At 68.5% G+C, this 23,356-nt stretch carries 17 protein-coding genes; 8 read left to right on the top strand and 9 right to left on the bottom strand.

From position 1 onward, the window contains the following. Positions 1-57: 57 nt before the first annotated feature. From HNV26_RS05220 to HNV26_RS05210, 3 genes are read right to left on the bottom strand one after another with little or no spacing between them, the layout of a single operon-like run. Entirely contained in the window at positions 58-2,991 is a 2,934-nt protein-coding gene (locus tag HNV26_RS05220) for a helicase-related protein (protein WP_253816255.1), read from the bottom strand. Continuing rightward, on the bottom strand, positions 2,978-5,173 hold the full coding sequence (locus tag HNV26_RS05215) for a phospholipase D family protein (protein WP_253816254.1): 2,196 nt from the start codon (positions 5,171-5,173) through the stop codon (positions 2,978-2,980). Before HNV26_RS05215 ends, HNV26_RS05220 begins: the two co-directional genes overlap by 14 nt. Next, entirely contained in the window at positions 5,170-6,555 is a 1,386-nt protein-coding gene (locus HNV26_RS05210) for a hypothetical protein (protein ID WP_253816253.1), read from the bottom strand. The genes HNV26_RS05215 and HNV26_RS05210 overlap by 4 nt, the downstream gene beginning before the upstream one ends. Before the next feature lie 295 nt (positions 6,556-6,850). Between HNV26_RS05210 and HNV26_RS05205 the strand changes: the two genes are divergently transcribed. From HNV26_RS05205 to HNV26_RS05185, 5 genes are all read left to right on the top strand, one after another. Further along, positions 6,851-7,921 (top strand): iron-containing redox enzyme family protein, encoded by a 1,071-nt coding sequence (locus HNV26_RS05205; RefSeq protein ID WP_171440694.1) that lies wholly within the window; start codon positions 6,851-6,853, stop codon positions 7,919-7,921. A 100-nt stretch (positions 7,922-8,021) separates the two neighbouring features. Further along, complete coding sequence (locus tag HNV26_RS05200) at positions 8,022-8,240, top strand: tautomerase family protein (RefSeq protein WP_140792773.1); 219 nt, start codon at positions 8,022-8,024, stop codon at positions 8,238-8,240. 27 nt (positions 8,241-8,267) lie between these two features. Then, the gene (locus HNV26_RS05195) at positions 8,268-9,347 is read left to right on the top strand and encodes a fatty acid desaturase family protein (protein WP_171440693.1); all 1,080 of its coding nucleotides are present in this window, start codon (positions 8,268-8,270) and stop codon (positions 9,345-9,347) included. Then, positions 9,344-10,234 carry an MBL fold metallo-hydrolase gene (locus HNV26_RS05190; protein ID WP_171440692.1) on the top strand — a complete coding sequence of 297 codons (891 nt, stop codon included), beginning with the start codon at positions 9,344-9,346 and terminating at the stop codon, positions 10,232-10,234. Before HNV26_RS05195 ends, HNV26_RS05190 begins: the two co-directional genes overlap by 4 nt. Continuing rightward, positions 10,227-11,765, top strand: coding sequence for a pyridoxal phosphate-dependent decarboxylase family protein (locus HNV26_RS05185; RefSeq protein WP_171440691.1), 1,539 nt, complete (start codon positions 10,227-10,229; stop codon positions 11,763-11,765). The genes HNV26_RS05190 and HNV26_RS05185 overlap by 8 nt, the downstream gene beginning before the upstream one ends. A gap of 15 nt (positions 11,766-11,780) precedes the next feature. Here the strand turns inward: HNV26_RS05185 and HNV26_RS05180 are convergent, their stop codons facing one another. Genes HNV26_RS05180 through HNV26_RS05170 form a run of 3 tightly spaced genes read right to left on the bottom strand, consistent with a single transcriptional unit; the run spans position 11,781 to position 13,218 of the window. Next, positions 11,781-12,224, bottom strand: coding sequence for a hypothetical protein (locus tag HNV26_RS05180; RefSeq protein WP_171440690.1), 444 nt, complete (start codon positions 12,222-12,224; stop codon positions 11,781-11,783). Positions 12,225-12,256: 32 nt separating this feature from the next. Then, a complete protein-coding gene (locus tag HNV26_RS05175) occupies positions 12,257-12,679 on the bottom strand; it encodes a DUF4440 domain-containing protein (protein WP_140792780.1) in 423 nt (140 codons plus the stop codon). A gap of 32 nt (positions 12,680-12,711) precedes the next feature. Beyond that, entirely contained in the window at positions 12,712-13,218 is a 507-nt protein-coding gene (locus tag HNV26_RS05170) for a DUF3291 domain-containing protein (protein WP_171440689.1), read from the bottom strand. Positions 13,219-13,623: 405 nt separating this feature from the next. Between HNV26_RS05170 and HNV26_RS05165 the strand changes: the two genes are divergently transcribed. From HNV26_RS05165 to HNV26_RS05155, 3 genes are read left to right on the top strand one after another with little or no spacing between them, the layout of a single operon-like run. Then, entirely contained in the window at positions 13,624-15,024 is a 1,401-nt protein-coding gene (locus HNV26_RS05165) for a hypothetical protein (protein ID WP_171440688.1), read from the top strand. A gap of 30 nt (positions 15,025-15,054) precedes the next feature. Further along, positions 15,055-15,843, top strand: a complete 789-nt coding sequence (locus tag HNV26_RS05160; RefSeq protein ID WP_171440687.1) for a thioesterase II family protein — start codon at positions 15,055-15,057, stop codon at positions 15,841-15,843. Further along, positions 15,840-16,100, top strand: coding sequence for an acyl carrier protein (locus tag HNV26_RS05155; protein ID WP_090490716.1), 261 nt, complete (start codon positions 15,840-15,842; stop codon positions 16,098-16,100). Before HNV26_RS05160 ends, HNV26_RS05155 begins: the two co-directional genes overlap by 4 nt. Before the next feature lie 4 nt (positions 16,101-16,104). Here HNV26_RS05155 and HNV26_RS05150 read toward each other — a convergent pair whose 3' ends face one another. The 3 genes from HNV26_RS05150 to HNV26_RS05140 form a co-directional block, all read right to left on the bottom strand. Then, a complete protein-coding gene (locus tag HNV26_RS05150; protein WP_253816251.1) occupies positions 16,105-21,636 on the bottom strand; it encodes a type I polyketide synthase in 5,532 nt (1,843 codons plus the stop codon). A gap of 75 nt (positions 21,637-21,711) precedes the next feature. Beyond that, a complete protein-coding gene (locus HNV26_RS05145) occupies positions 21,712-22,182 on the bottom strand; it encodes a hypothetical protein (protein WP_253816250.1) in 471 nt (156 codons plus the stop codon). Next, positions 22,182-23,345: an ArsA family ATPase gene (locus tag HNV26_RS05140; RefSeq protein WP_171440684.1), complete on the bottom strand. Its 1,164-nt coding sequence runs from the start codon at positions 23,343-23,345 to the stop codon at positions 22,182-22,184. The genes HNV26_RS05145 and HNV26_RS05140 overlap by 1 nt, the downstream gene beginning before the upstream one ends. Positions 23,346-23,356: the final 11 nt, after the last annotated feature.

The following is a 23,356-nucleotide window of genomic DNA, read 5'->3' as shown; positions in this document are numbered from 1 at the left end:
AAAACCAGGAACCTGGCGGCGCTCGATTGCGATACGGCCTCCGTACCGAAATGAGCATCAACCGTCTGGCAGCCGTGCCTTCGCCACGGGCCCCAGCTCCACGCGGAGCGCCTGCGCGAAGGCCTCTGGCAGAGGCTTCAGGGGGTCATCCGCCAAGCCGTACTCCTCGATGCGGGGCGCCGCCCCCAGAAGGAACTCCAGCCAGCGCTCCCGCAGCCGAACCGTTCGCTCCAGGCGCTCGTCGATGGTGTTGGCAATCAACGGAAGGTGAACGTCCAGGGTGGTGTCCGGCTGTCGCGCGCGAAGCCGCTGGACGAGCGACCCCAGTCGGTCGACGCGCCCCACGCGCTGCTCGAGCTGCGCGGGGTTCCACGCCAGGTCGTGATGAACCACCCGACGGCAGTGATGATGCAGGTCCAGCCCCTCCTGCATGACCTCGTTGGCCACGAGGACCATCGGGTACAGGGGCGTGTTGAAGGCCTCGCGCAGCCGCTCCCGGCTCTCGCCATCCACGGTGTGGCGGACGAGCGCACCCGCGTGAACCGCATCATCGAGCACTTCGCGCCGCCGCTCCTCGTCGAGCTTCCCCGCATAGGTCAGGAAGCGCTTCAGCAATTCAAACCAGGGCCGTCCCCGAGGCGTGGTCCAGAAGCGGTCCACCACCGACAACAGCGCCCGGGACTCCACCGCCTCCACGTCAACGCCCTGCTCCTTCGCGAATGCCAGCAGCTCCGGAAGGAAGGGGACATTGCGAGCGACGAGGTAGCTGGCGAGCCGCTCGACGGTGCGGATCCGCAGCTCGGGAGGTACCTCGAGCAGGGGCGCCTTGAGGTAGGACCAGAGATGCTCGCGGCGAAGCACGAGGGCCGCGGCCCCTGCGTCAATCGACCAGGAAGGCGTCCTGTCCCCCTCGGCGGAGTCCTCGACATCGTCGGCGACGAGGTCGAAGCCGAGCGCCACGAAGCGCGCGTCCGTCAGGCGCCTCAACACCTCCGGGTCGACATCCCCCGCCAATACTCCGTCTCGCACGAAGAGGGCCACGGCCTGCTCGACACAGCGTTTGACCAGGGACCAGTCCATCCTCTCCGCTTGCGTCTTCGAAACGCGTTGCTGGCGCAGGAGGCCGTTCGCCCGCTCGATGACGCGTTCAAGGTGGGCCCCTTCCACCACGACGCTCTCCAGCAGCGTACCGGTATACCGCTCTCGCAGCGCGAGGTAGAGCGCATCCTGAGCGCGGCCGAACCGATCACGCAGGCGAGAGTGATGTCCATCCACCCGCTTGCCGCCCAATTCATGCTCGAAGATGTCGCCGTGGCTCGCGGCTGGAAACACCTTCCTCCATCGCTCCAGCAGGAGATTCTCCCACTCCGCCTCGATTCTCCGCTTCAGCTCACGGAGCGTCTCGATGCGGGCGCAGAAGATGAGCGTCTTCTCGTCGCGAGCGACAGCCTCCAGCGCGTCCCGCACGACGTGGTCCACCTTCGGGTGGCCCCCCTGCTCCACGCGCAGCTCCCCCACCACGCTTCGCAAGAGCCCGCGGTAGACCTCGGCGTCGCCGTCAGGCAGGGCCTGCCGCTCACTCGAGAGCAGCGCCCCCTCGCGCGCGGCGCCGTAGGAGGAGACCATGTTGATCTGAACCGCCGCCTTATGGGTTCGGCTCTTCTCCCGGAAGAGCTCCGCGATGAACCGCTCGTAAAGCATGAAGGGAACGCCCGCCCCACCCTGGGCCCGCAGCCGGGAGCGGTGGCTCCTGCGGTAGACACGCTTGTCCTCCCGGAGGCTCCGAATCATCCACCGCCGGAAGCCCGGCTCGATGCGCTCCGCCTTCAGGGACAGCAACCGGCGCGCGCACAGGACCACCGCCCGCAGGGACGCATCCGCCGGCTCCTCCACGAGTTGGGGGTCCCTGGAAAACAACGCGCCGAAGTCCGAGACGACGGCCTCGTCCGCTTGTGACCAGACACGCTCAAGCTCGTTGTATGCCTGCTTGTAGTCCGCCACGTCGTCCAACAATCGCTGGGCCTGCTCCATCAGGTCAGCAGGCGCGGACCGGGCCAGGGCGAAGAGCGAGAGCACCTGCTTCAGCTCGTCGACAGAGAGCTGAAACGGCGTGGCCGTGAGGAACAGCGCCTTGTCGAAGCGCCCCTCGAAAACAGTGCGCACCCCGGTGGCCCGCACCGAGTCCACGTTCTTCAGCTTGTGGGCCTCGTCAACGATGAGCAGGTCGAAGTCGGGGATGAGCTGCCCGACCAGGCGGAAGCGCAGGTCCATCAGCGCATCATCGACCCACCGCTGGTTCGCGAAGCCGTCGTACTCCTCGCTCTTCCAGAGCGCATCGAGTGAGCCCTCTCCCGCGCGCTGCTTGTGTCTCCTCAACGCCTCTCGGACATGGGGCCTGATGACCGACCACTCGAAGGTATCAAGGAACGCCTGCTGCTCGACGTCCACGCGCGCCACCGCGCCCTCCCGGTAGCGACGAAAGATGGCCGCCACCTGATTGCCGGCGAGCCCCTGTGCATCCGCCCACAACGAAAGCAGCCAGGCCTGGTCCGCCAGGGAGCGACTTCCCGCGAAGATGTTCACGGGCGCGATGGTGATTCGCGTCTCGCGAGCGGCCGCGACCAGCTCCGCCAGGGTGCTCGCGGCCTTGGACTGCCCCGCGAAGCCCCGATACATGGGGCGGCTGGTGTCACAGAAGGCACGCAGCTCCTTGGACCACTTCGTATTGAGGTCGGGCCCCGGGGTGAGAATCAGCGCCCGGGCGTCCGGCATCAGATGCAACCGGGCCGCAAGGACGCCGAGCGCCTCATACGTCTTCCCCATCCCCACTTCATCCGCCAGCACGACTCCTGGCTGGTCATCGAACATCTCCAGCGCACGGAGGACGGTGTCCTCCTGTCGCTCGATGTCACGCAGGGGCACCACCGTCGAATCGGCCCGTGCATCCAGGTGCAGGAAGCTCCGCAACCACGTCCGCTCACGTCTTTCCATGGGTGCCCTCGAGCCCGTAGAAACGAACGACACCGTCCAGCCACCCCGCACCTCGCGGTCGCAGCCGCGTCAAGTCCGCGCGCAGCAGGGTCCGCAGCTCCGCGAGCAGCGCCTGCTTCGCCTCCCGATCCGCGCTCTCGGGCAACACGAGCTGCTCCAGTTCTCGAAGCAGCTCGCAGCCGTAGACCCAGATTTCATCATCGGACACGGAGTCCCGAGGCAGGTCGCGCAGCCGCTCCCAGAGCGTCCGGGCCCCCATCGGCCCCAACAACCGATAACGAAACGCGGAGACCGTCGATGCGGCGAGCAGATCCTCCTTCAGTCCCCACCAGGCCTTGAAGACATCCGTGGGGCCAAAGCCCTCGCCAAACACGGAGTCCAGGACGGAGTCGACCCCCGCCACGCCTCGCTGCTCGCGAAGGGTCGACAGCCGCTCGGCGCCCACACGCCGCGCCAACAGCGCCAGCAACTCCCGGACTCCCAGGCCCACCAGATGCGCACTCGTGGGCAGCATCGCGAGGTCCGCGACGCGGATGGGAACAAGCCACGACCGTCCCCCCGCGCGGAACTCCAGCTCGGCTCCCGCCGCGGCCAGATCGAAGTCGGAGAGCACCACCGGACCCGAGCCCGGCCCCACGCCCTTCGCCAGCTCCCTGTCCAGGTACCACCAGGACCAGGCCTCCAGTCCCTCTGGCCCCTGCTGACTCCAGGTGACGGTCAATGTACGAACGGCCGCGTCATGGACGACGTCCTCGATCCACGCCGAGAAGTCGACGTCGGCCCCGGGCGCCTCTCGCTCCTCGAAGCGCACCGACTCGAAGGGCGCGCACACCAGCGAGGGCAACATCTCCGACAAGCGCACCTCGCCGTCCAGGCAGAGCAGCACGCCCGCCTCGGCGTTGCCCCCCTGCTCCACCCCACGCGAAAGCGCGGCGGCGGAGGCGTTGGCGGACCCGACGAGCGCATAGGTCAGCGTCCTGCCCGCGCTCGTCACCGTCAGCAGAAAGAGCTTGGCATGCAGGGGGCGCCGGCTTGCGCGCCCGGCAGGTGTCAGCGTCGCCGTTGGATGGAGCCAGAGCTGTACCTCGTGCTCGCGGACGATGCGTTCGAGGATCCGCCTCGGCGCATGGACCGTCGGTGGCTCCAGCGGCCACATCCGCCCCTCCGCGATTTCATGCTCGAATGCCTCTCGCTCGTACCGCCCCGCCCGCCCGGAGCCGAGCTGGAGTTCGACACGCTTCGCCGTGACGCGGTTGACCCCAAAGTACTCCAGGCGCTCGAGATTCTCGCCGTCGACCGACTCGCGATAGCGCGACGCCCACAGCCGCCCTTCGCCCTCCGCAAGCACGGGCGCTCCCCCGCGATAGGGAGGGGCGAGTGGTGCGTCCTCCCAGGGCACGCCGAGATCCAGCGGCGGCCGACTCCCGGGGCGAAGCGCGAGCAACTCGGAGAGCACCGACGCGAGCCCCGTTGTGTCATTCGCGATGTCGAGGTCATCTTGTTCGAAGAACGGGGACAGGATGCCCACACGAGTGACTCGCGCGTCCTCGGGGAGCGCATCCTTCAGATGATCGAGCATGGACGCGCTGAAGGTGTCCACGAAGAGTGCATCCATCGGCGCGTGGCCGCTGGGAAACGGCGTGTCGGCGATTCTCGCCGCGAGCGCGGAGCGGACCAGCGTCAACTGGGTTCCCGGGTGGGTCGCGAGCGCCGCGCAACTACGGAGGAACCTGTCCACCGCCCGTAGGAACGCCGCGTCGGCGGGGACGTCGTAGCGCAACGTGCGCGTGAAGAAGAGTTCGGCGTTCTGCTCGTGGCCCGGCCTGGTGGCATTGCCCGAGCCCACGGCGACGCGCGCCTCCCCGTCGTACAGCACCAGGATGACCTTCGGGTGAAACGTCCGCTCCCGGATGAGCTGGAGGTCGTATGGCAGGCGACGGCCTCCCCGGCGGACATGGGCGTCGACAAAGCACGCCACCGGTGTCTCGCGGAGCGCCGCGCGGGCCTCCTCATGGTAGCGGGCAGCCTCCTCCTCCGGATCCCCCTGCAGGCGCAGCAATGCACGCAGGATGCGGTCCTCGAAGTAGGAAGGGTCGAACGTGTAGGAGCAGAAGACGGCTCCCAGACAAGGCTGTTCGGAGACGAGGACCTGCTCGATGAGCCTTCGGGACTCGATCATCATGCGGCACCTTCCAGAGCATCCAGCTCCCGGCTCATGGGCAGCCGTCCCAGGTCCGTCAGGAGTGTGCGGACCACATCCAGCTTGAACGAGGGGAAGCGTTCCGACTCCGGACGCGCGGTGTAGGACGTGACGCTGAGCATGAGCTTGCCGGCCTCGTTGCGAATCCAGCCTTCGCCGCGTCGCCGCTCGCGCTGCACACTGGAGTGATAGAGCAGCAACAGGTCGAGCGCCGCGAGTGAATCCGCATCCACCAGCGCCTCGACCAATCGAAGAAGAGCGGCGCCATGCATGGGCAGTCGCCGGATCGCGCCGACCTTCGGCGAGGACAGCAACGCCGCGCATGCGCCCTTCAGCGCCCCAAGTGTCCCGGCATCGAGGGCCTCGCGCCCGATACGCTCGCGGGGAGCGACCCACCCGGCGCCATCCAGGCAGGAATAGACCCTGTCGAAGGCAGCGACGAGCTGCTGCATCACCTCACCGAAGCGGCGCGCTGTCAGCAGGAGCGCCAGCAGCTCATCCGAGAGCCGCCCCAGCCGGCCCGCCAGCGCAGCGTCGAGGATGTCTCGCGGAGCAGAGACCCCGGCCTTCGCGGCCGACTCGACCAGCTGGCTCATCGCGAACGAGTGCGGGTCCCGCGCGTGAACGAAGAGGGCCTCGAACAACCGGTGCTGCTGGGCGGTGCGTCCGCGCTCGACCAGGGAGGTCAGACGACTGAACCGCCCCACCTGAGCCAGCGTCAGCCGTCCATGGGCCCGCGCGACGCTCGTCGACTTCCTGTCCAGCGCGACCAGCGCGTACTCCTCGTATCGCCCCCGGTGTTTGTTCTCCGAGGGCTCGTCCCAGAACGCGTCGATGAGCGCCAGCGCGCCCGGGCCCGGCCGCAGGGAACCCTCGATGACGAGCCCGGAGCGCCGCAGCGGCGCCAGGTAGGCCCCCAGGTTCCCCAGCTCCTGCTGACGCGAGATGAGCTGGAAGTCGAGCGGCAGGCTCGACGCACCTGAGCGCCACGCATTTCGCGCACCTCGCACGCCCCGCATGGAATCCCAATCGCCCCGAGGAAGCTGGCCCTCACGAAACTCCAGCGTGGCCAGGGCCCAGAAGCGCTCCCAACGCTCGAAGAGCTCTCGCCGAACCTCGTCCGTCGCGGGGTAGGAATGGTGCTCGATGGCCCGCTCCACGAGCTGCAATCCATAGAGCACCATCGCGAAGGCCTGGGCCCTGCTGGAGCGAGTCGTCAGCGTGGGCAGCCCCCAGAGCCCCACCTGCTGCGAGACATAGTCGAGCGCGAGCGGGTCTTCCGAGGTCAGCTCGGGGTTCTCCGCGGGCGGCGCCACCCAGCAAAGGGAATCGGCGGGACTCTTCAACGGCGTGAGCGTGGGCATGCACGCGCAGGGTTGCATCTCAGCCACGCGCCGGAAAGACAGGGAACCTACCCCCCGAGGAGTATGGCCCATGTGTCATTGGGGACCTCTCCGGCCCATGACGCAGCGGTTCATGATGCGGCTTCTAAAAAGGCCGTGTCTCGAAAATGTTCCAATTCTCCGAGAGTCAAATTTGCCACTATCCGCAGTGTGTCTTGTTTGGTACACAGCGTGCGGCCTCGCTGATTACTGCCGGATGGGGGCTGGCAGCGGGCTTTTCATCATCCCTGGACCTCATCAGCTCGAGGAATGCCAAATGTCGGGTCAAACCAAACTTCAGAACATCCATTTGGACGTCAAGGCGTGGCTCTATTCCCATGACATCGACAGCATGGCCGTGGGGGCCCGGAACCAGTTGCGGGAGCAGGTGGAACTCCTGGCACGCAGCGCCTTCCTGGAAGACGACGACGCGTCGTTGACCGAGGCGCACCGGGTGCTCTACGCCATCAACATGGCGCTGCTCACCGCCCCGTGGACGGTCGAGCGCCTGAACGTGGGCGACCCGCTATTTGGCCAGATGAAGAGCATCCTGGAGAAGTGTTGGCACCAGGCCTCGCGGAAGAAGTACGCCCCAATCCTTGCCGCGTTGCCTCCCGCGTCACAGTTTCGTGATTGGGTTACGCAGCGCGTCCAATCTCATTCATCCAACGTCACGCACCCCATCTTCGCGTTCCTGCGTGACCAGGCCACCTTCGAGCAGATGCGGGAGTTCATCCTCCAGGAGACGCCGCTCGAATCGCTCTTCGGTGACATCATCGCGCTGATGATGCCGGGCGTGTATGGCGGCATCAAGCTCGAGCTGGCCAAGAACTTCTGGGATGAGGTCGGCCACGCGCAGGACGAGCGCGTCCACCGGAACATGCGCTTCCGGCTGATGGAGTTCCTGGACCTCCCGAAGGATGTCTACACCCACAATTTCGACCTGCTGGTGCGGGAGGAGCTGGCGCTCGTCAACATGTACATGAGCATGGCCACGAACCGCTCGCGTCTGACGGAGATCCTGGGCGCGCTGCTCGCGACGGAGACGATGATTCCCGGGCGCTTCGAGTGGCAAATCCAGGGCTGGCGGCGACTCGGCGTGGGCGACAAGCCGCTGGAGTACCTGCTGGAGCACACCACGGTCGACGTGGAGCACGCCAACGCCTGGATGGGGGAGATCATCCTGCCACTCCTCGAGCGCAACCCGGCCGTCATGCCCGATATCGTCCTGGGAATCCTGCTCCGCCTGGACACCGCGGGGGCCGTGATTGACAGGCTCTACCCCCACATCAAGAACCTCCAGGTGTCCACCGTCGGGGCGTACCGCGGCTCGCACGTCGTCCCTTGATGCGGGGCGCCGTGGCGCTCACGCTCGAATCGACGCGTACCGACTGTCATTCCTGGCCGCCCCATGTCCCAATGGGGCTGGCCACGCCGAGGGCTCAAAATTGCCATACGTCAATGTCCAGCTCACTGGAGATAGGCTTGCCGCGGAGCAGAAGCTGGAGCTCATCCAGCGCATCACGAAGGTCTTCGTGGATGTGCTCGGCAAGGACCCCGCGACCACGTTCATTGTCATCCAGGAAATCGATCCGGAGAACTGGGGCGTTCATGGTACGAGCGTGGCCTTGCGCCGCGAGGCCCGCGCTCGGGGTGAGAAGCTCTAGGCGCGGGGGCGCCAAGGAATTGACGAAATGAGTCAACCGATTCCCATCTCCGGGGAGCCCGCGCCCGTGGCGCGCCCGGACTGGCCCGAGTTGGGGGCGCAGGCAAGCCATCTGCTCCCCAAGGACGTCTGGCAGCAGGTCCGGGCGCTGCACAAGGCCCGGCCCTGGCGCAGCGTGCTGCTCTATCTGGAAGTCTATGCTGGGATTGCCCTGGCGTTCGCCGCAGAGGCCTGGTTCCAGCATCCGCTGGTCACCCTGCTCGCGATTGTCATCATCGCGGGTCGGCAGCACTCGCTCTACATCCTGAACCACGATGCGAGCCACTACGGCCTCTTCCGCTCCCACAAGGCCAATGTCTTTGTCGGCACGGTGTTCTCGAACCTGGTGATGTTCCACCACCCGGAGGCCTGGTCCTTCGTCCAGTGGCGGCGGGTGCACATGCTGCACCACCGGCACCTGTTCACCCCGGAGGACCCCAACTGGCTGGGCAGACACCTGCGGGGAGATACCCAGCGCCCCTATTCGCCAGGGCGCCTGCTCTGGACGTGCGTGAAGGCGGGGCTCCTGAGCGTCCTCGAGTTCTTCAAAGGCCGCCAGGACTACGTGCCGCCCCAGGGGAACCACACCGTCAAATGGCGGGACAACCACCTTCGGGCGCTGCTCCTCCCGTTCCGGGACGACGCGGAGATGGAGCGGGAGCGGCGCCTCAAGCTGCTCTTCTTCGCCGTCGCGCTGGGCGCCGTGGCGTACTTTGGCCTCTGGCGTCCCTTCCTGCTCCTGTGGCTGCTCCCCATGTACACCGTGTACCCCATGATTCTCACGCTCATGGACCTCACGGAGCACCGGTGGACCCGCGAGGAGGGCGACCTCAATGTGAACGCGCGCTCCACCCGGCTGGGGCTGCTGCCTGCGCTGCTCATCAGCGGGCTGCCGCGCACGCTGCACCGGGAGCACCATGTCTTCCCCGGCGTCGTGGCCAAGGACCTGCCCCGGTTGAGCGCGCTGCTGTGTCAGGCCCGTGTCTCCCCCGAGCCCGCCCAGGGGCTCTCCGCGCTCATGAGGGAGCTCGCGGACTCCCAGCCTTCTTCCCCCCCGGTGAATCCGTGAAACCACAGCAGCGCGAACGTCCCGCCCCCCACTCCGCCGATGAGTTCAAGGTCCACGTCCACAACTCGGGGAGCGAGGGGCTGTTCACCAACGCCTTCATCGTCGAGACGGCCCGGTCCGTGGTCGTCATCGACGCGATGATGCGCGTCTCCGATGCCCGGGGGGTGCGGGCGCGCGTCGAGGCGACGGGCAAGCCGCTCGTCGGCCTCATCGTCACCCACGGGCACCCGGACCACTACAACGGCGCGGCCGAAATCACCCGGGGCCTGGACGTGCCCATGATTGCGACCAAGGGCGTGGACGCGGTCATCCGCCGCATCGACGACGCCAAGGAGAAGCAGTGGAAGCCCATCTTCGGCGAGGACTGGCCCGCCACGCGGCGCTTCCCCAACCAGTTCGTCAAGGAGGGGGAGACGCTGCACTTCGACGGCGTCCCGTTCACCGTCTGGGAGCTGGGGGAAGGCGAGTCCCACTGGGACAGCTACTGGGTCGTCGGCCGCGACGCGTCCGTGGCGTTCGTGGGGGACATCGTCTTCGGCGGCGTCCACTCGTTCATGAATGACGGCCACTCCGCCCTGTGGCTGAAGAACCTGGACCGCCTGGAGGCGAAGCTCTCCGCGGACGCGCTGCTGTTCACGGGGCACGGCGCGCCCAGCGCCTCCAAGGCCAGCCTGGAGGCCCAGCGCCGCTACCTGCACCTCTACCGGAAGACGGTCCGTGAGCTCGCCCATGGAAAGAGCACCCTGGACGACAAGGCCAAGGCGCGGCTCGTCCAGGTGATGAAGCAGCACCTGCAGACGTCCGACCTGGAGACGTTCATCACCGCGGGGGCCAACGCCGTCGCCGCGGAGCTGGCCCGGGAAGAGGCGGAACGCGCCGATGACTGAAGGTCCCGATGCCAGAGGGCGCACCCGGGCCGCGGGCATGTCCGCGGCCGAGTTCCGGGAGCTGGGGCACCGATTGGTGGACCAGCTTGGCGACTTCCTGGCCGCGCTGCCGGAGCAGCCCGTCCGGTCCGAGGACTCGGCGCCTCGCATCCGCGCGATCCTGGAGGAGGACGCCTTTCCGGAGCAGGGAGTGGCGCCTGGCGTGGCGCTGGAGCGGGCCTTCACGCTCCTGCGTGAGCACGCCGTCTCCACGGCGCATCCTCGCTTCTGGGCCTACATCATGGGCTCGCCGAGCCCGCTGGGCGCGCTGGCGGACCTGCTCGCGTCCGTCATCAACCCGCCCGTCACCAGCTACCCGACGTGCGCCATCACCGTGTCGCTGGAGGCGCAGACGGTGCGTTGGCTCGCGCGGCTCGTCGGCTTCCCCACGGACTGTGGCGGGCTGTTCCTCGGCGGAGGCTCCCTGGCCAACCTGGTGGCCATGCGCGCGGCCCTGCACGACAAGGCCGGCTGGGACGTGCGCGCGGAAGGGGTGCGGGGGCCAGCGGGCGCGCCCCTGTGCCTCTATGCCAGCGCCGAGTCCCACACGAGCATCGTGTCCGCCGCCAACCTCTGCGGCCTCGGGTCGAACGCGGTGCGCAAGATCGACACCGACCGAAGTGGACGGATGCGGTTCAGCAGCCTGGCGCAGCGGCTCGCCGCGGACAGGAAGGCGGGGCTGCGGCCCTTCATGGTCGCCGCGACCGCGGGGACGACGGGCACCGGCGCGGTGGATCCGCTGCCCGACATCTCCGCCCTCTGCCAGGAGGCGGGGCTGTGGTTCCACGTGGACGGCGCGTACGGCGCGCTGGCCGTGCTGTCACCCGACGCGCCACTGGAGCTGCGGGCGCTCCGGCTCGCGGACTCGCTGGTCGTCGACCCCCACAAGTGGATGTACCTGCCCGCGGATGTCGGGTGCCTGCTCACGCGAAACCGGCGCGTGCTGTATGACACCTTCCACCAGGGCGCCTCCTACTACGCGGACAGCGACGAGCAGCTCCTGATGGGAGGCCCGGAGACGCTCCAGCTCCGGGACCTGGGGCCGCAGACCACCCGCAGCCTCCGCGCCCTCAAGGTGCGCTTGTGCCTTCAACACGAGGGACGGGCGGGCTATGCGCGGATGATCTCCGACGACATCCGGCTCGCGCGCCGGCTCTACGACTGTGTCGAGGCCGAGCCCGAGCTGGAGCCGCTGACCCACGGCTTGAGCATCACCACGTTCCGCTTCATCCCCGCGGACCTCGAGCCCCAGGCGGAGGCGCACCGCGACTACCTCAACACCCTGAACAAGGCCCTGCTCAAGCGGCTGCAGCGCAGCGGCGCGGCCTACCCCTCGCATACAGACGTGGAAGGCCAGGCCGCGCTGCGTGTCTGCATCGTGAACAACAACACCACGCTCGCGGACATCGAGCGCCTGCCGAGCCTGGTGCGGCGGCTGGGCACCGAGGTCGACGCGGAGCTCCGGCCGGGACGCCAGAACCGGACGGCGTGAGCCTCGGCGCGTCCGTCAGCGGGCCGGCCCCCCGGGCGCATCCAGGCCGATGGTGTTCTCACACAGGTGGATCCGGCCGCGCGCCCGGTTGGAGGCATCCAGGACACCCTCCAGGAGGCCGAAGGCATCGTTCAGCCAGGCGTGCTCCGCGCTGTTGCTGCGGAACATCACGGACGCTGTGCAGACACGAGCCTTGTCATGGGCTCGCAGCAGCGAGACGCCATTCAACTCCAGGAAGACCTTGCCTCCCGCTGGGGTGGTGAGCACGCCCCGCAGCGCGGGCAGATTCACGTTGTCAGGCCGCTTCACCGGCGTGTTCAAGAAGCGCACCGGGCCCGCGAGCCGCTCGCCGGTGAGGACTCCGTCGACGATGGCGAGGTACTGGCCTCCACTGCCGAAGTCCAGGTACTCCATCCAGGTGTAGTGAAGGTCGAAGTCGGCGAGCGTACTCAGTCTCACGTGTGTTTCCTCTCCGGGAGCGGGCGCACTCGCTACCTGGGGCCGTGGTTGGCCATCCAGGTTTCATGGATGTGCAGCCACACCACACCGCCGGGCGCGGCTGCGTCTGCCTGGAACAGCACCGTGGCGTACCTGCCCGTCTTCTGCCCGCCAGCCTCGCGCCACTCCACGTACCGCACCAGGGCGACCTCATCCCGGGCCCACACCGGAGCGAAATCATCAATGGTGATTTTCATGTCCGGCTGAGCGCCGAGGGCCTGGGAGAGGCGCTCCAACAACACCGCCTTCTTCTCGGCCACGCCGCCCGGAGCATACAGCGTGCAGTCCGGCGCGAAGGCCTCCGCCATCCGGGCCGTCCCAGACGCGGCGGCGGGGCCCGTCCCCCGAAGCCACGCTTCCAGGACACGGTGGAATTCAATGACTTCCGTTCGACTGAGTTCGACGATGCCAGACATGGTTCAAGGGCTCCGTTCGAGGTGGCCTGGCGTCAGACCTGGCCTGACGCGCTCTTGCCGTGGGGCTCCACCGGCGCATGCGCTTCACCCGGGGCCGGAAAGCGACGCCTGAAGTCGAAGGCTCGGGACGAAGGCCCTTCGCTCGCGAGCAGGTCGAGCCGCTCCTTGGCCTCCGCGACCGTGGGAAGATGGCCGGCGGGCACCCACCAGAGCACATACGGCGGTCCCTCGACGGGAAGGAACCACTTCCGGCGCTCGCGGAAGGGCACCACGTGCTCGCTCTTGTAGACGAAGTCGAAGAGCGACTCGACCGACTCCCACGTCGACATGTTCAGCAGGATCAACGGGTTGTCGAACCCCCGGACTCCGGTGGCGTTGCCCTCGTCCGTCTGCAGCCGCCAGACAAATCCAGGTGAGCGGTCCGCCAGCTCATTCACGGGGCGGAGCTGCGCGACAAAGTCTTGCATCAGGGGGTGGTCAAGGGGTTCGCGTGCCAGCGAAATCGCCAGCTGCGCGACATGGAATTTCTGGGTCGTCATGGGTGCTTGTTTGGCGTCTTGAAGGGAGCCGCGACTATAACCAAGCGTCCGTCTGGTACCAACTCCGGCGTAGCAGTCAGCGTCGAGGAACTCGTGAGCCTGTTTGGACATGACGCTCTGCGAGACATGATGCAAAAGTCATTGCCGCGACGCGTGAAGGGATGCGCGGCGTTCTGAAGAAACCACACGCGGCTCGCGCAATCATTCTCAGCGATTGACGCATCCGCCGTCAGCCCCCAGGCCTGGCCAGCAGTCCTGATGGCCTGGGGCCGCTGGGCATTCGTCCCAGCGGCCCGCTTCCCAACCTGCGCAGTGTGCCTCGCAGAACCGATGTAGGGCATTCTGGAGCATGCAGCCCCCCTCACTATCCTGTCACCCTCCTGGCTCTTCCCGAGGAGGCGTGACATGAAAAGCGCGGTCGACCTGCAGGGCAACCCACTGAGCGACATCTCCCTCGCCGCGATGCGGCGATGGCTCCTCGAAGTCGATGTGCTGGGCTACCTGCCACAGATTGCCGCCACGGAGTCTGAAGGTCGCCTCTGGACGTACTACTGGTTTGGCGTCCGGCGCATCGATGAGTGGGTCCGCGCGAACGGCTACGCGGCCCTCGACGACGCCTCCCTCCTCACCGAGGACCTGGACGCCATCGTGGCGCTGCGGGAGTTCATGGCCGCCGCGCCCCCGCTCATGGACGGCCGCCGGAGGCTCGTGGAGCAGCTTCGCGCCTTCGCCGCGGAACGGGACGCGCTGGACCAGGGCCGTCCGCTCACCGCGCATGAGCTGTTCTCCCTCTGGTACCTGAAGGCCGTGCCGGGCGCCTACATGGCGCAGCGACTCCAGCTTGAGGACGTGGACGAAGCCACGGTGCGGCGCATCGCGAAGCTCTCCGCCGTGGGCCTGCAGATGTTCGATGATGGGGTGGACCTCCAGGCGGATCTCGAGCGGGGACGCGTGTGGTTGAGCGCGGAGGAGCTCGAGCTGCTGGGGCTGTCCACGACGCCGCCCGCGACGCTGGCCGCCACCGCGGGGGAGCGCATCATCCGGCTGCGCAAGGCCATCTGCTTCGAGTACTTCCTCGCGGTGTATGACGAAGCTTCTCGCATCGCCTCGCCTGAGAGCCGCAAGCGCGCCCAAGCCTTCGCGGAGGGCTGGCTGAGCTTCCTCCAGCAGGGCTACCTCAAGCTCTACACACCCGGGGACCCCAAGCCCTGGGACTCCGTGCAGCGCGTCCTGAAGGCGCTGCCGGGCTCGGAAACCGTGAAGCTGCCCGTGCTGCACTCGCTGTTCTCCCTCATCTCCGCCCTGCCGCTTCCGCCCGTGGACGTGGAGTCCTGCCGGCGGGAGCTGCAACAGCTCGGCGGTTGCCCTCGGGCGCTGGCGCCAGCAGCGGCCCTGGACGCCATGGATGTCTGCGAGGCGGAGGGAGACGCGGCGAACTTCGACACGCCCGGGCCGGAGGCCTCCGTGCTGGAGCGCGTGCTGTTGACGTCGCCCTCCCAGCACACGGCGGCGGACTTCGCGCGGCGCTGCCGCGAATCGACCGAGGGCTCTCCGTCCAACCTGCGCGACCCCAACCTGTCGGAGGTCTTCGCCAGCGGAATCAAGCTCGCGGAGCGCTCCGCTCGGAACTCCGTCACCGCCCGGGAGAACTTCCTCCAGCAGCTTCGCCCTGGCTCAAAGCGGGCCCCGGTGGTGGACGCAGAGCTGGCCGAGCGGTTCTCGCGCGACGGCGCGGACTGGCTCGCGTTGGGAATCGAGGCCCTCGCGGCGACGGCCCGCGGGGTCCGCGACGGCTGCCGGAAATAGAACCCCTGTCCATCACCTCATCCATCGTCAATGAACCCTGAATCCAGCATCGCGGCGGCCGAGTCCCCCTGGCTCGTCCGCCGCAAACCCCAGGCGTCGCCTGCCCTCCGGTTGTTCTGCTTCCCCTACGCGGGAGCCGGCAGCCTCCCCTACTTCCGTTGGCCCGACCTGCTCCCCGAAGCGGACATCGAGGTGTGCGCCGTTCAGCCGCCCGGCCGGGAGAACCGCCTGCATGAGCCGTCCGTGGAAGAACTCCCACGACTGCTGGACGCGCTCGTGCGGGAGCTGTCGCCCCTCTTCGATGGCCCCTTCGCCTTCTTCGGCCACAGCCTGGGCGCGCTCATCGCCTTCGAGCTGACGCGAGAGCTCCGCCGCCGGGGCCTTCCGCTGCCTGGCACCCTGGTCGTCTCCGGCTCCGAGGCGCCCTCCCGGCGCAGTGGACTTCCCCCACTGAGCGGCCTGCGGCGAGACGACTTCATCCGCGAGCTGTCCGCTCGCTATGACGGCATTCCGCAGCAGGTCCTGGCGCAGCCGGAGATCCTGGACCTCATCCTCCCCATCCTGCGCGCCGACCTGAAGATTTCAGAGCGCTACACCTACCAGGAGGAGCCTCCGCTTCCGGTGCGGCTGTGTGCCTTCGGTGGCACTCGCGACCCTCGCGTCTCGGAAGCCGCGCTCGACGAGTGGCGACTGCAAACACAGCAGTCCTTCTCGATGAAGATGTTCCCAGGCGGCCACTTCTTCCTCAACGAGCTGACGGCCCAGGTGGTCCAGGCCGTCCATGCCGAACTCGCAGTCGGAGCAACCCCAACACCATGAACAGAGACGACCTGCTCGATGTCCTGACTCGCTATGTCGCGGATGAACTCCTGGATGGGGACGCGGAGGACCTCGACTCCTCCACGCCCCTCTTGGAGCTCGGCGTACTGAACTCGCTGGAGACCGCCCGGATGATGGGCTTCGTCCAGAAGAAGTACGGCATCACCATTCCCTCGGAGTCGCTGAAGGTTGAGAACCTTCAGACGATCTCCGCCATCGCCGACCTCGTCTACGACGCGAGGCCCCGGCAGCCGTAGCCGCTCAGCGGCCCCGGCGAAGCATGGCCTGGACGGTGTCATCGTCCAGGCTGTCCACGTCCGCCAGGAGCGACTCCAGCTCCGCGTCCTCGGGAGCCTCCTCCACGGGCGCGGCTGCCTCTTCCTTCAGGCCCAGGACCTCGGCCGCCAGGTAGTCCACCAGCCCGTTGACGGTGGGGTTGTCGAAGGCCACCGTCGCGGGCAGCGAGGTGCCCAGGCTCCGCTGCAGGACGTTGCGCAGCTCCACGGACATCAACGAGTCCATGCCGAACTCGAAGAAGCCCTGGTTCGGGTCCAGCGACTCCGTCGTGGGACGCCCCAGCACGCCGTTGACCAGCTCGCCCACGTGCGCACGCAAGGCACCGCGCCGCTCCTTGGGCTCGAGCCGCTCCAGCCGCTGACGAATCCCCTCGCTCGCCGCGGGGCTGGCCTTCTCGATGAAGGCCTCGAACAGCGGCGACCGTCCGCGCCGGCCGAGCACCGCCCAATCCACGGGAAGGACACCGAGCTGACCGCTCAGCCCCAGGGACTGCTCGAACACCTGGAGGCCGTCTTCCGGAGGAATCACGCCGAAGCCCAGTTGCTCCATGCGGCGTCGAATCTGCTCCTCCGCCGCCGCGCCCACCTCGGCCCAGGCGCCCCAGTTGAGGCTCAGGGCGGGCAGCCCGTCGGCCTGGCGGGAGCGGGCCAGCGCATCCAGGAAGGCATTCGCGGCCACATAGTTGGCCTGTCCCGCCGAGCCGATGAGCGACGCCGCCGAGGAGAACACGACGAAGAAGTCCAGCGCCGTGCCTTGCAAGGCACGGTGGAGATTCCACCCACCGGAGACCTTGGGCGCGAACGCCCTGGCCAGCCGCTCCGGCGTCATCTGCACGAAGAGGCCGTCATCGATGACGCCCGCGGAGTGGATGACGCCACGCAGGGGCGGCACTCGTCCGGAGAGCCCGGCGAGGACGCGCTCCACGTCGGCGGCCACCGCCACGTCGCCCTGCACGCAGTGGATGGTGACGCCGCGCTGCTCCAGCGCCTCCAGCCGAGCGCGCGCCTCGGGCCCCGGCTCACGCCGCCCCATCAGGACCAGGTGACGGGCTCCGCGTTCCGCCAGCCGCTCCGCGACGATGAGCCCCAGTCCGCCGAGGCCACCCGTGACGAGATAGCTCGCGTCCGGCTTCAGCGCGGGCTCGCCGCTCGCCCCACGGAGCTTCCGGCTGCGCACCAACCGGGGCACGCGACGCGTGGCTCCGCGAAACGCGAGTTCGTCCTCGGCACTCGCACCGAGCAGCTCCGCCTGAAGCTGCGCGACTTCATGCTCGGACGCGCTGGCATCCAGGTCCACACGCCGGCAATGGAGGTCCGGATGCTCGCGGGTGATGGACTTGCCCAGGCCCCAGAGGACCGAACTCCCCAGGTGGGTGATGCGCTCCTTCTCCGAGGTCGCCTGGGCACCGCGAGTCACCAGCCAGAGCGAGGTGCTCTTTCCCTTGGCCTCGACGAGCGCCTGGGCGAGCACGAGCACCCGCGTCCCGTGTCCAAGGGCCTGCGCGGGGATGTCGTCCCCACCACCGTCCAGGCTCCACAGGTCGATGACATGCAGGGGCCCTTGCAGCGCCTCCGGGCGCAACTGGCCCAGGAGCGCGAGCGCCGAATCGCGGCCATCGACCGTGGCTCGCGCTCCAGCAGGGACCGTCACCACGTGCCAGCCTCGCTGCGTCAGTCGCTCGGCCAGGCGCGCGCCCAGCCCCGCCGCGTCGGCGAGGATGAGGCACTGTGTCCCGGCGTGCGCCTCCTCCGCCCCTGCCGCTGGCGCCTCCAGCGGCCGGGCCTGCCACTCCAGTTCGTACAGCCAGCTCTGGTAGCGCTTGCTCTTCGCGCCCAGGAGCCCCTCCCGGGTGATGCGCCGCAGCAGCAGCTTCTCCACCGTGGCCACGCGCTCCCCATCCGCCGTGAGCAACTGGATGTCGCACACGTAGCCCGGGCCCTTCGGGTCATCGCTCCGCGCCAGGGTCGCATGGGCCCACACCTCACCCAGCCCACCGCGCTGCACCTGCACCTTGCCGACGCCCACGGGGAGGTAGGCGGCATCCCCTTCCTCGTCGAGCACCGCGCCCACCATCTGGAAGCACGCATCCAGGAGCGCGGGCTGAAGCTGATACTGCCCCGCGTCCGCCGCGGCGCTGCCTGAGAGGGCCAGGCGCCCCAGCACCGCGTTCTCACCCCGCCAGAGCGACTGGATGCCCCGGAAGCTGGGGCCATACGCGAGCCCCGCCTGCCCCAGCTTCGCGTAGTAGCCCTCCACCGGCACCTCGCGAGTCAGCGAGGCCCGCAGACGCTCCACGTCGACGCGCTCGGCTGGCGAGGCCGTCGTCGCGGAGAGCTTTCCGTGGGCATGGAGGATCCACGCCGGCTCACCCTCTCCCGTGCGCTCCTCCTGGCTGTGGATTTCGAAGCGCCCGGCGCGCTCGCCTTCCGGCGAGTAGAGCAGGTGCACCCGGCGCGCCCCTTCCTCCGGAAGGAAGAGGGCCTGCGAGAAGGTGATTTCGTCCACCGTCCCGCCCGCTGAGCCGAAGAGCGAAGCCCCCGCGGCGAGCCCCATCTCCACGTAGGCCGCGCCCGGCATCAGAATCTGTCCGTAGACGCCATGGTCCTTCAGGAAGGCGGGCTTCGCGGCGCCCACGGAGGACTCGAACTGACGCACCTGTGAAGGCGACGCGTGCGGCTGGCCCAGGAGCGGATGTCCTCGAGAGGCCCCTGCCTCCGGCGCGGAGCTCACGCCCGGGATGTCCCAGGTGGACCCGTTGAGGTCCATCCAGTGATTGCGCCGCTGGAAGGGATAGACGGGCAGCGCGACCTTGTGGCGCTCGCGCCCCTGGTCCACGCCCCGCCAGTCCACCGGCACGCCCGCGACGTGAAGGGCCGCGAGCCCCTCCAGCATCTGCTGCCAGTCCGAGCGCTCCGGCCTCAAGCTGCCCACCCAGAGCGTGTCCTCCCGCGTGATGCAGGACTGGCCCATGGTCACCAGCGTCGGCTTCGGGCCGACCTCCAGGAAGGCCTTCACGCCGGCCTGCTCCAGCGTCTGCATGCCCCGGGCGAACATCACCGGCTCACGAAGATGCTGCACCCAGTACCCGGGCGTCAGGATCTCCTTCCCGGCCTCGTGCCCGCTCAGGTTCGAGATCAGCGGGATGGACGGAGGCTGGAGCTTCACCTTCGCCACGGCGTTGGAGAACGCGTCGAGGATGGGGTCCATCAACGCGGAGTGGAACGCGTGCGAGACGCGCAGCATCGTTCCGCGCTTGCCCTTCCGCGTCAGCTCGGCCACGCATTCATTGACGGCGGCCTCGCGCCCCGAAATCACCACGTTGCGGGGGCCGTTGAGGGCCGCGATGGACACCTGCCCGTCGTACCGGGAGAGCAGCGCCTCCACCTCCGCGGCATCCGCGGACACGGCGGCCATCGTCCCGCCCGCGGGCAGGGACTGCATCAGCCGGGCGCGCGTGGCGATGAGCTCCAATCCCTCTTCCAGGGTGAAGACGCCGGCCACGCAGGCCGCCACGAACTCACCCACGGAGTGCCCCATCACGAAGTCCGGGCGGAGGCCCCACTGCATCCACACCTGCGCCAGGGCGTACTCGAGCGCGAACAACGCGGGTTGGGTGAAGCCCGTCTCGTCCAGCCGGGCTCGCGCCTGCGCGTCGCGTTCAGCGGGGTGCAGCAGGTCGATGAGCGACTGGCCCAGCAACGGCTTCAGCACCGCGTCGCAACGCAGGAGCGTCTCGCGGAAGGTGGGCTCGGTGCGGAAGAGCTCCTCCCCCATGCCCAGCCACTGCGCGCCCTGCCCGGTGAACAGGAAGGCCAGCCGGGGCTCCCCGTCCGCCTTCCCGCGCAGCACCGACGATGGCGTCTGCCCGGACAGGAAGGACGTCAGCTGCGCCTGCATGGCCTCCTGTGAGCTCCCCAGCACCGCGAGCCGGTGCCGGAAGGCGTCACGCCCGGTGTTCGCGGTGAAGCAGATGTCCTCCAGCGACTGTGCAGCGAGCCCCGGGCCGCCCAGCGCCTGCGCATGGCGCTGCGCCAGTTCGTTCAGCGCCTGGGGGCTGCGCGCGGACAGCGTCAGGACGTGCATTGGCCGCGGCGCCACATCCGGCGTCCGGGCAGGCGCGGGCGGAGCTTCCTCGATGAGGACATGCGCGTTGACGCCGCTGAGCCCGAAGCCGCTGACACCGGCCACGCGGGGCTTGTCGCCCTTGGGCCACGGCGTCACCTGCGTGGGGATGGCGATCTGCAACTGCTGCCAGTCCACGGCCGGGTTGGGCGTACGGAAGTGCAGGTGCGGAGGAATCTCGTCCTGTCCCAGCGACAGGACGACCTTGATCATCCCCGCGGCCCCAGCGGCGGACTCCAGGTGCCCGAGGTTCGTCTTCGCGGAGCCGACGAGCAACGGCGCGTCCGCGCCGCGCCCATGCCGGAGCACCGCGTCCAGCGCCCGCAGCTCGATCGGGTCGCCCAGCGGCGTCCCCGTGCCATGGGCCTCGATGTAGTTCACGTCCGCTGGAGCCAGGCTCGCCGACTCCAGCGCCTTGCGCAGCAGCTTCTCCTGCGCGGGTCCGTTGGGGACCGTCAGGCCGCCGCTGAGCCCGTCATGGTTCACCGCGGAGCCGCGGATGACGGCGAGGATGCGGTCCTTGTCCCGCTGCGCATCCGAGAGCCGCTTGAGCACCAGGACGCCGCAGCCTTCGCCGCGCCCGTAGCCATTGGCGGACGCGTCGAACGTCTTCGAGCGCCCATCCGGCGCCAGCGCCCGCATCTTCGACAGGACGATGTTGTTGTCCGGCCGGAGAATCACGTTCACCCCGCCCGCGAGCGCCAGCGAACACTCCCCCTGCCGCAGCGCCTGGCAGGCCAGGTGGGCGGAGACGAGCGCCGAGGAGCACGCGGTCGCGACCACCATGGACGGCCCCTGGAGGCCCAGCACGTAGGACACACGCCCCGCGGAGAAGCTGAGCTCGTTCCCGGTCCCCATGTACGGCAGGTCCCGCGTCTGCACCGCGTTGAAGGGAACGCGCCCGTAGTCACTGCTCAGGAAGCCGACATAGACGCCCGTGTCGCTGCCCACCAGGGAGCCCGGGGCGATTCCAGCGTCCTCCAGGGCTTCCCAGGACACCTCCAGCATCAAGCGCTGTTGCGGGTCGACGTAGTTCGCCTCGCGCGGAGACAGGCCGAAGAACTCACTGTCGAAGCCGGCGATGGGTTGGTTGAGGAACCCACCCTCACGGACCACCATCTTCCAGCCCGCGTCCGGGTCCGCCGCGTAGTACGCGTCCACGTCCCAGCGGTCCGGTGGGACGGTGCTCACGGCATCGACGCCGCCGCGCAGCAGCTCCCAATAGGCGCGCGGGTCGTTCGCGCCGCCGGGGAACCGGCACCCCATGCCGATGACGGCGATGGGCTCCGAGCGCGCGCGCTCCAATCCATCCACGCGCGCCCGGAGGGTCTTGATGGCCAATGCCGCCCGTTGCAAGGGCGTCATTGACTCCATCGAGAGAGCATTCTCCTCGTTGGACATCCTCACTCGAATGGACTCATCCGACACTGCCCACCCCTTTCGCTTCGACTAGCTGATGGAGATCTTTTCCAACGGTTCCGGCGCGGAGCTGGACGCAGCGGCCGGGCTGCTTGAATCCGGAGTGGTAGCGCTCTCAGGAGGCGCACGGCGATCGCTGGGCCGGGCGCAAGCCTCGGAACCCGTCGTCCCCTTCGGCCGCTTCGCGAGGATCAGGTCCCCCGCCTTCTGGAGCACATCGCCAAACGACACGCCGGACCGGTGCGGCTGGCCCGCCGCCGGGGCCGTGTGCGCCTGCTTCGCCCGGTCCTCGATGGCCGCGTCGATGTGCTGCAGCTCGTGAATCTGCGCATCGAGGATTTGCGCGACGCCCTTGAGCGCCTCCTGCTTCGCGCGGAAGAGCTGCTGCACCAGGCCTCGCCCGCCCGGAATCAGGGCGTTGGTGAGCTCGGCGAACCGAGCGCCGTACTCCGGCGAAGCGCCAAAGGAACCCTGCGGATAACGATCATCTTGCGTGGACATCAAACACCTCTCTCTTTCTGAAAACTCACGATCAGCCGGTCACCCTCCATGCGGGCGCCCGACGTCGGGAGGACTGCAATCATCCGAGGCAACACGACGTTGCGCCGGACGGCCCCGACCTGGATGACGAACTCCGCGCCGCGACGGGAGAGCTCGACATCGCTCTTCGCCGCGAAGGGGAGCCGCACCTCCAGCGAGTACGCATCCACTGCGTCCTTGCGGATGCCCAGGGCAGGCTGCGGGGCCGTGAGACGGACGGGGTCCTCTCCCTGGTAGAGCTGCTCCGCGAAGACCTCCAGCGGCTTCTCCCCCACCACCTCCGTGGCCTGGTGCGGGACCTTCAACACCAGCAGCGACGAAAAGGCGCGCTGGAGCCTCTCGACGTGTGGCTGCTGCGCCCGCACCGGGTCGGAGCCGGCGTCGGCGGCTTCCGGTGCGAGTCGGTTGACGACGACGCAGTCCACCGCGAGGCCGAGCAGGCTGAAGTACGTGTACGCCCGCTGCGCCTCCTGTCCGGACACCGTGTCCGCGGTGGTCACCAGCCGGAGGGTCGTCACCTCCGGGTCATGCAGCAGCGCGTCCACGGCGTTCAGCCGGTCACGAACCTCCAGGCTCGCGTCCGCGCCGTGGAGGCTCGCCGCCAGCAGGCGTGCCTTGCGCCCGGCCTGCGTGGGGGTCTGCTGCCTGCGTGCGTACCAGCTCATCGCTGGCACGGTGTTGAGCAACTGCAGGGCGGTGCGGGTGGACGGGCAATCCACGATGACGAGGTCGTGCTGCTGCTCGCGGAGGTATTCGCCCAGCCGGAGGAGCATGACGACGTGGGCCGCCTCGGCCGTCATCGCCACCTCCTCCGCGTTCACGCGCTCTGGCCCGCCATCCACGAGCGCGGCCAGTCCGCCCTGGCCTCCGTTCCATCCCCGACGGAGCTCTTCTCCAACATCCACCTCGTGGAAGGACAGGTGGTCGTTGACGCCCACGGGAACGCCCCGGGGGCCAGCGAAGAGTGGACTCTCGACGCCCATGGCGGCGCTGAGGCCGCGAGACAGGTCGAACGAAAGCACGAGCGTCCGAAGCCCCCGGCGGGAAGCCGCGAGCCCCGTCGCGGCCGCCACCGTGGTCTTCCCGGAACCGCCGGTACCGGAGACAAGAATGATCCTGGCCATCTCAATCCACC

The sequence above is a fragment of the Myxococcus xanthus genome (assembly GCF_013116825.1).
In the GTDB taxonomy this organism is placed as follows: Bacteria; Myxococcota; Myxococcia; order Myxococcales; family Myxococcaceae; genus Myxococcus; species Myxococcus xanthus_B.
Note: the sequence above shows the minus strand (reverse complement) of the source record. Positions and strands in the feature narration are given on the sequence as shown.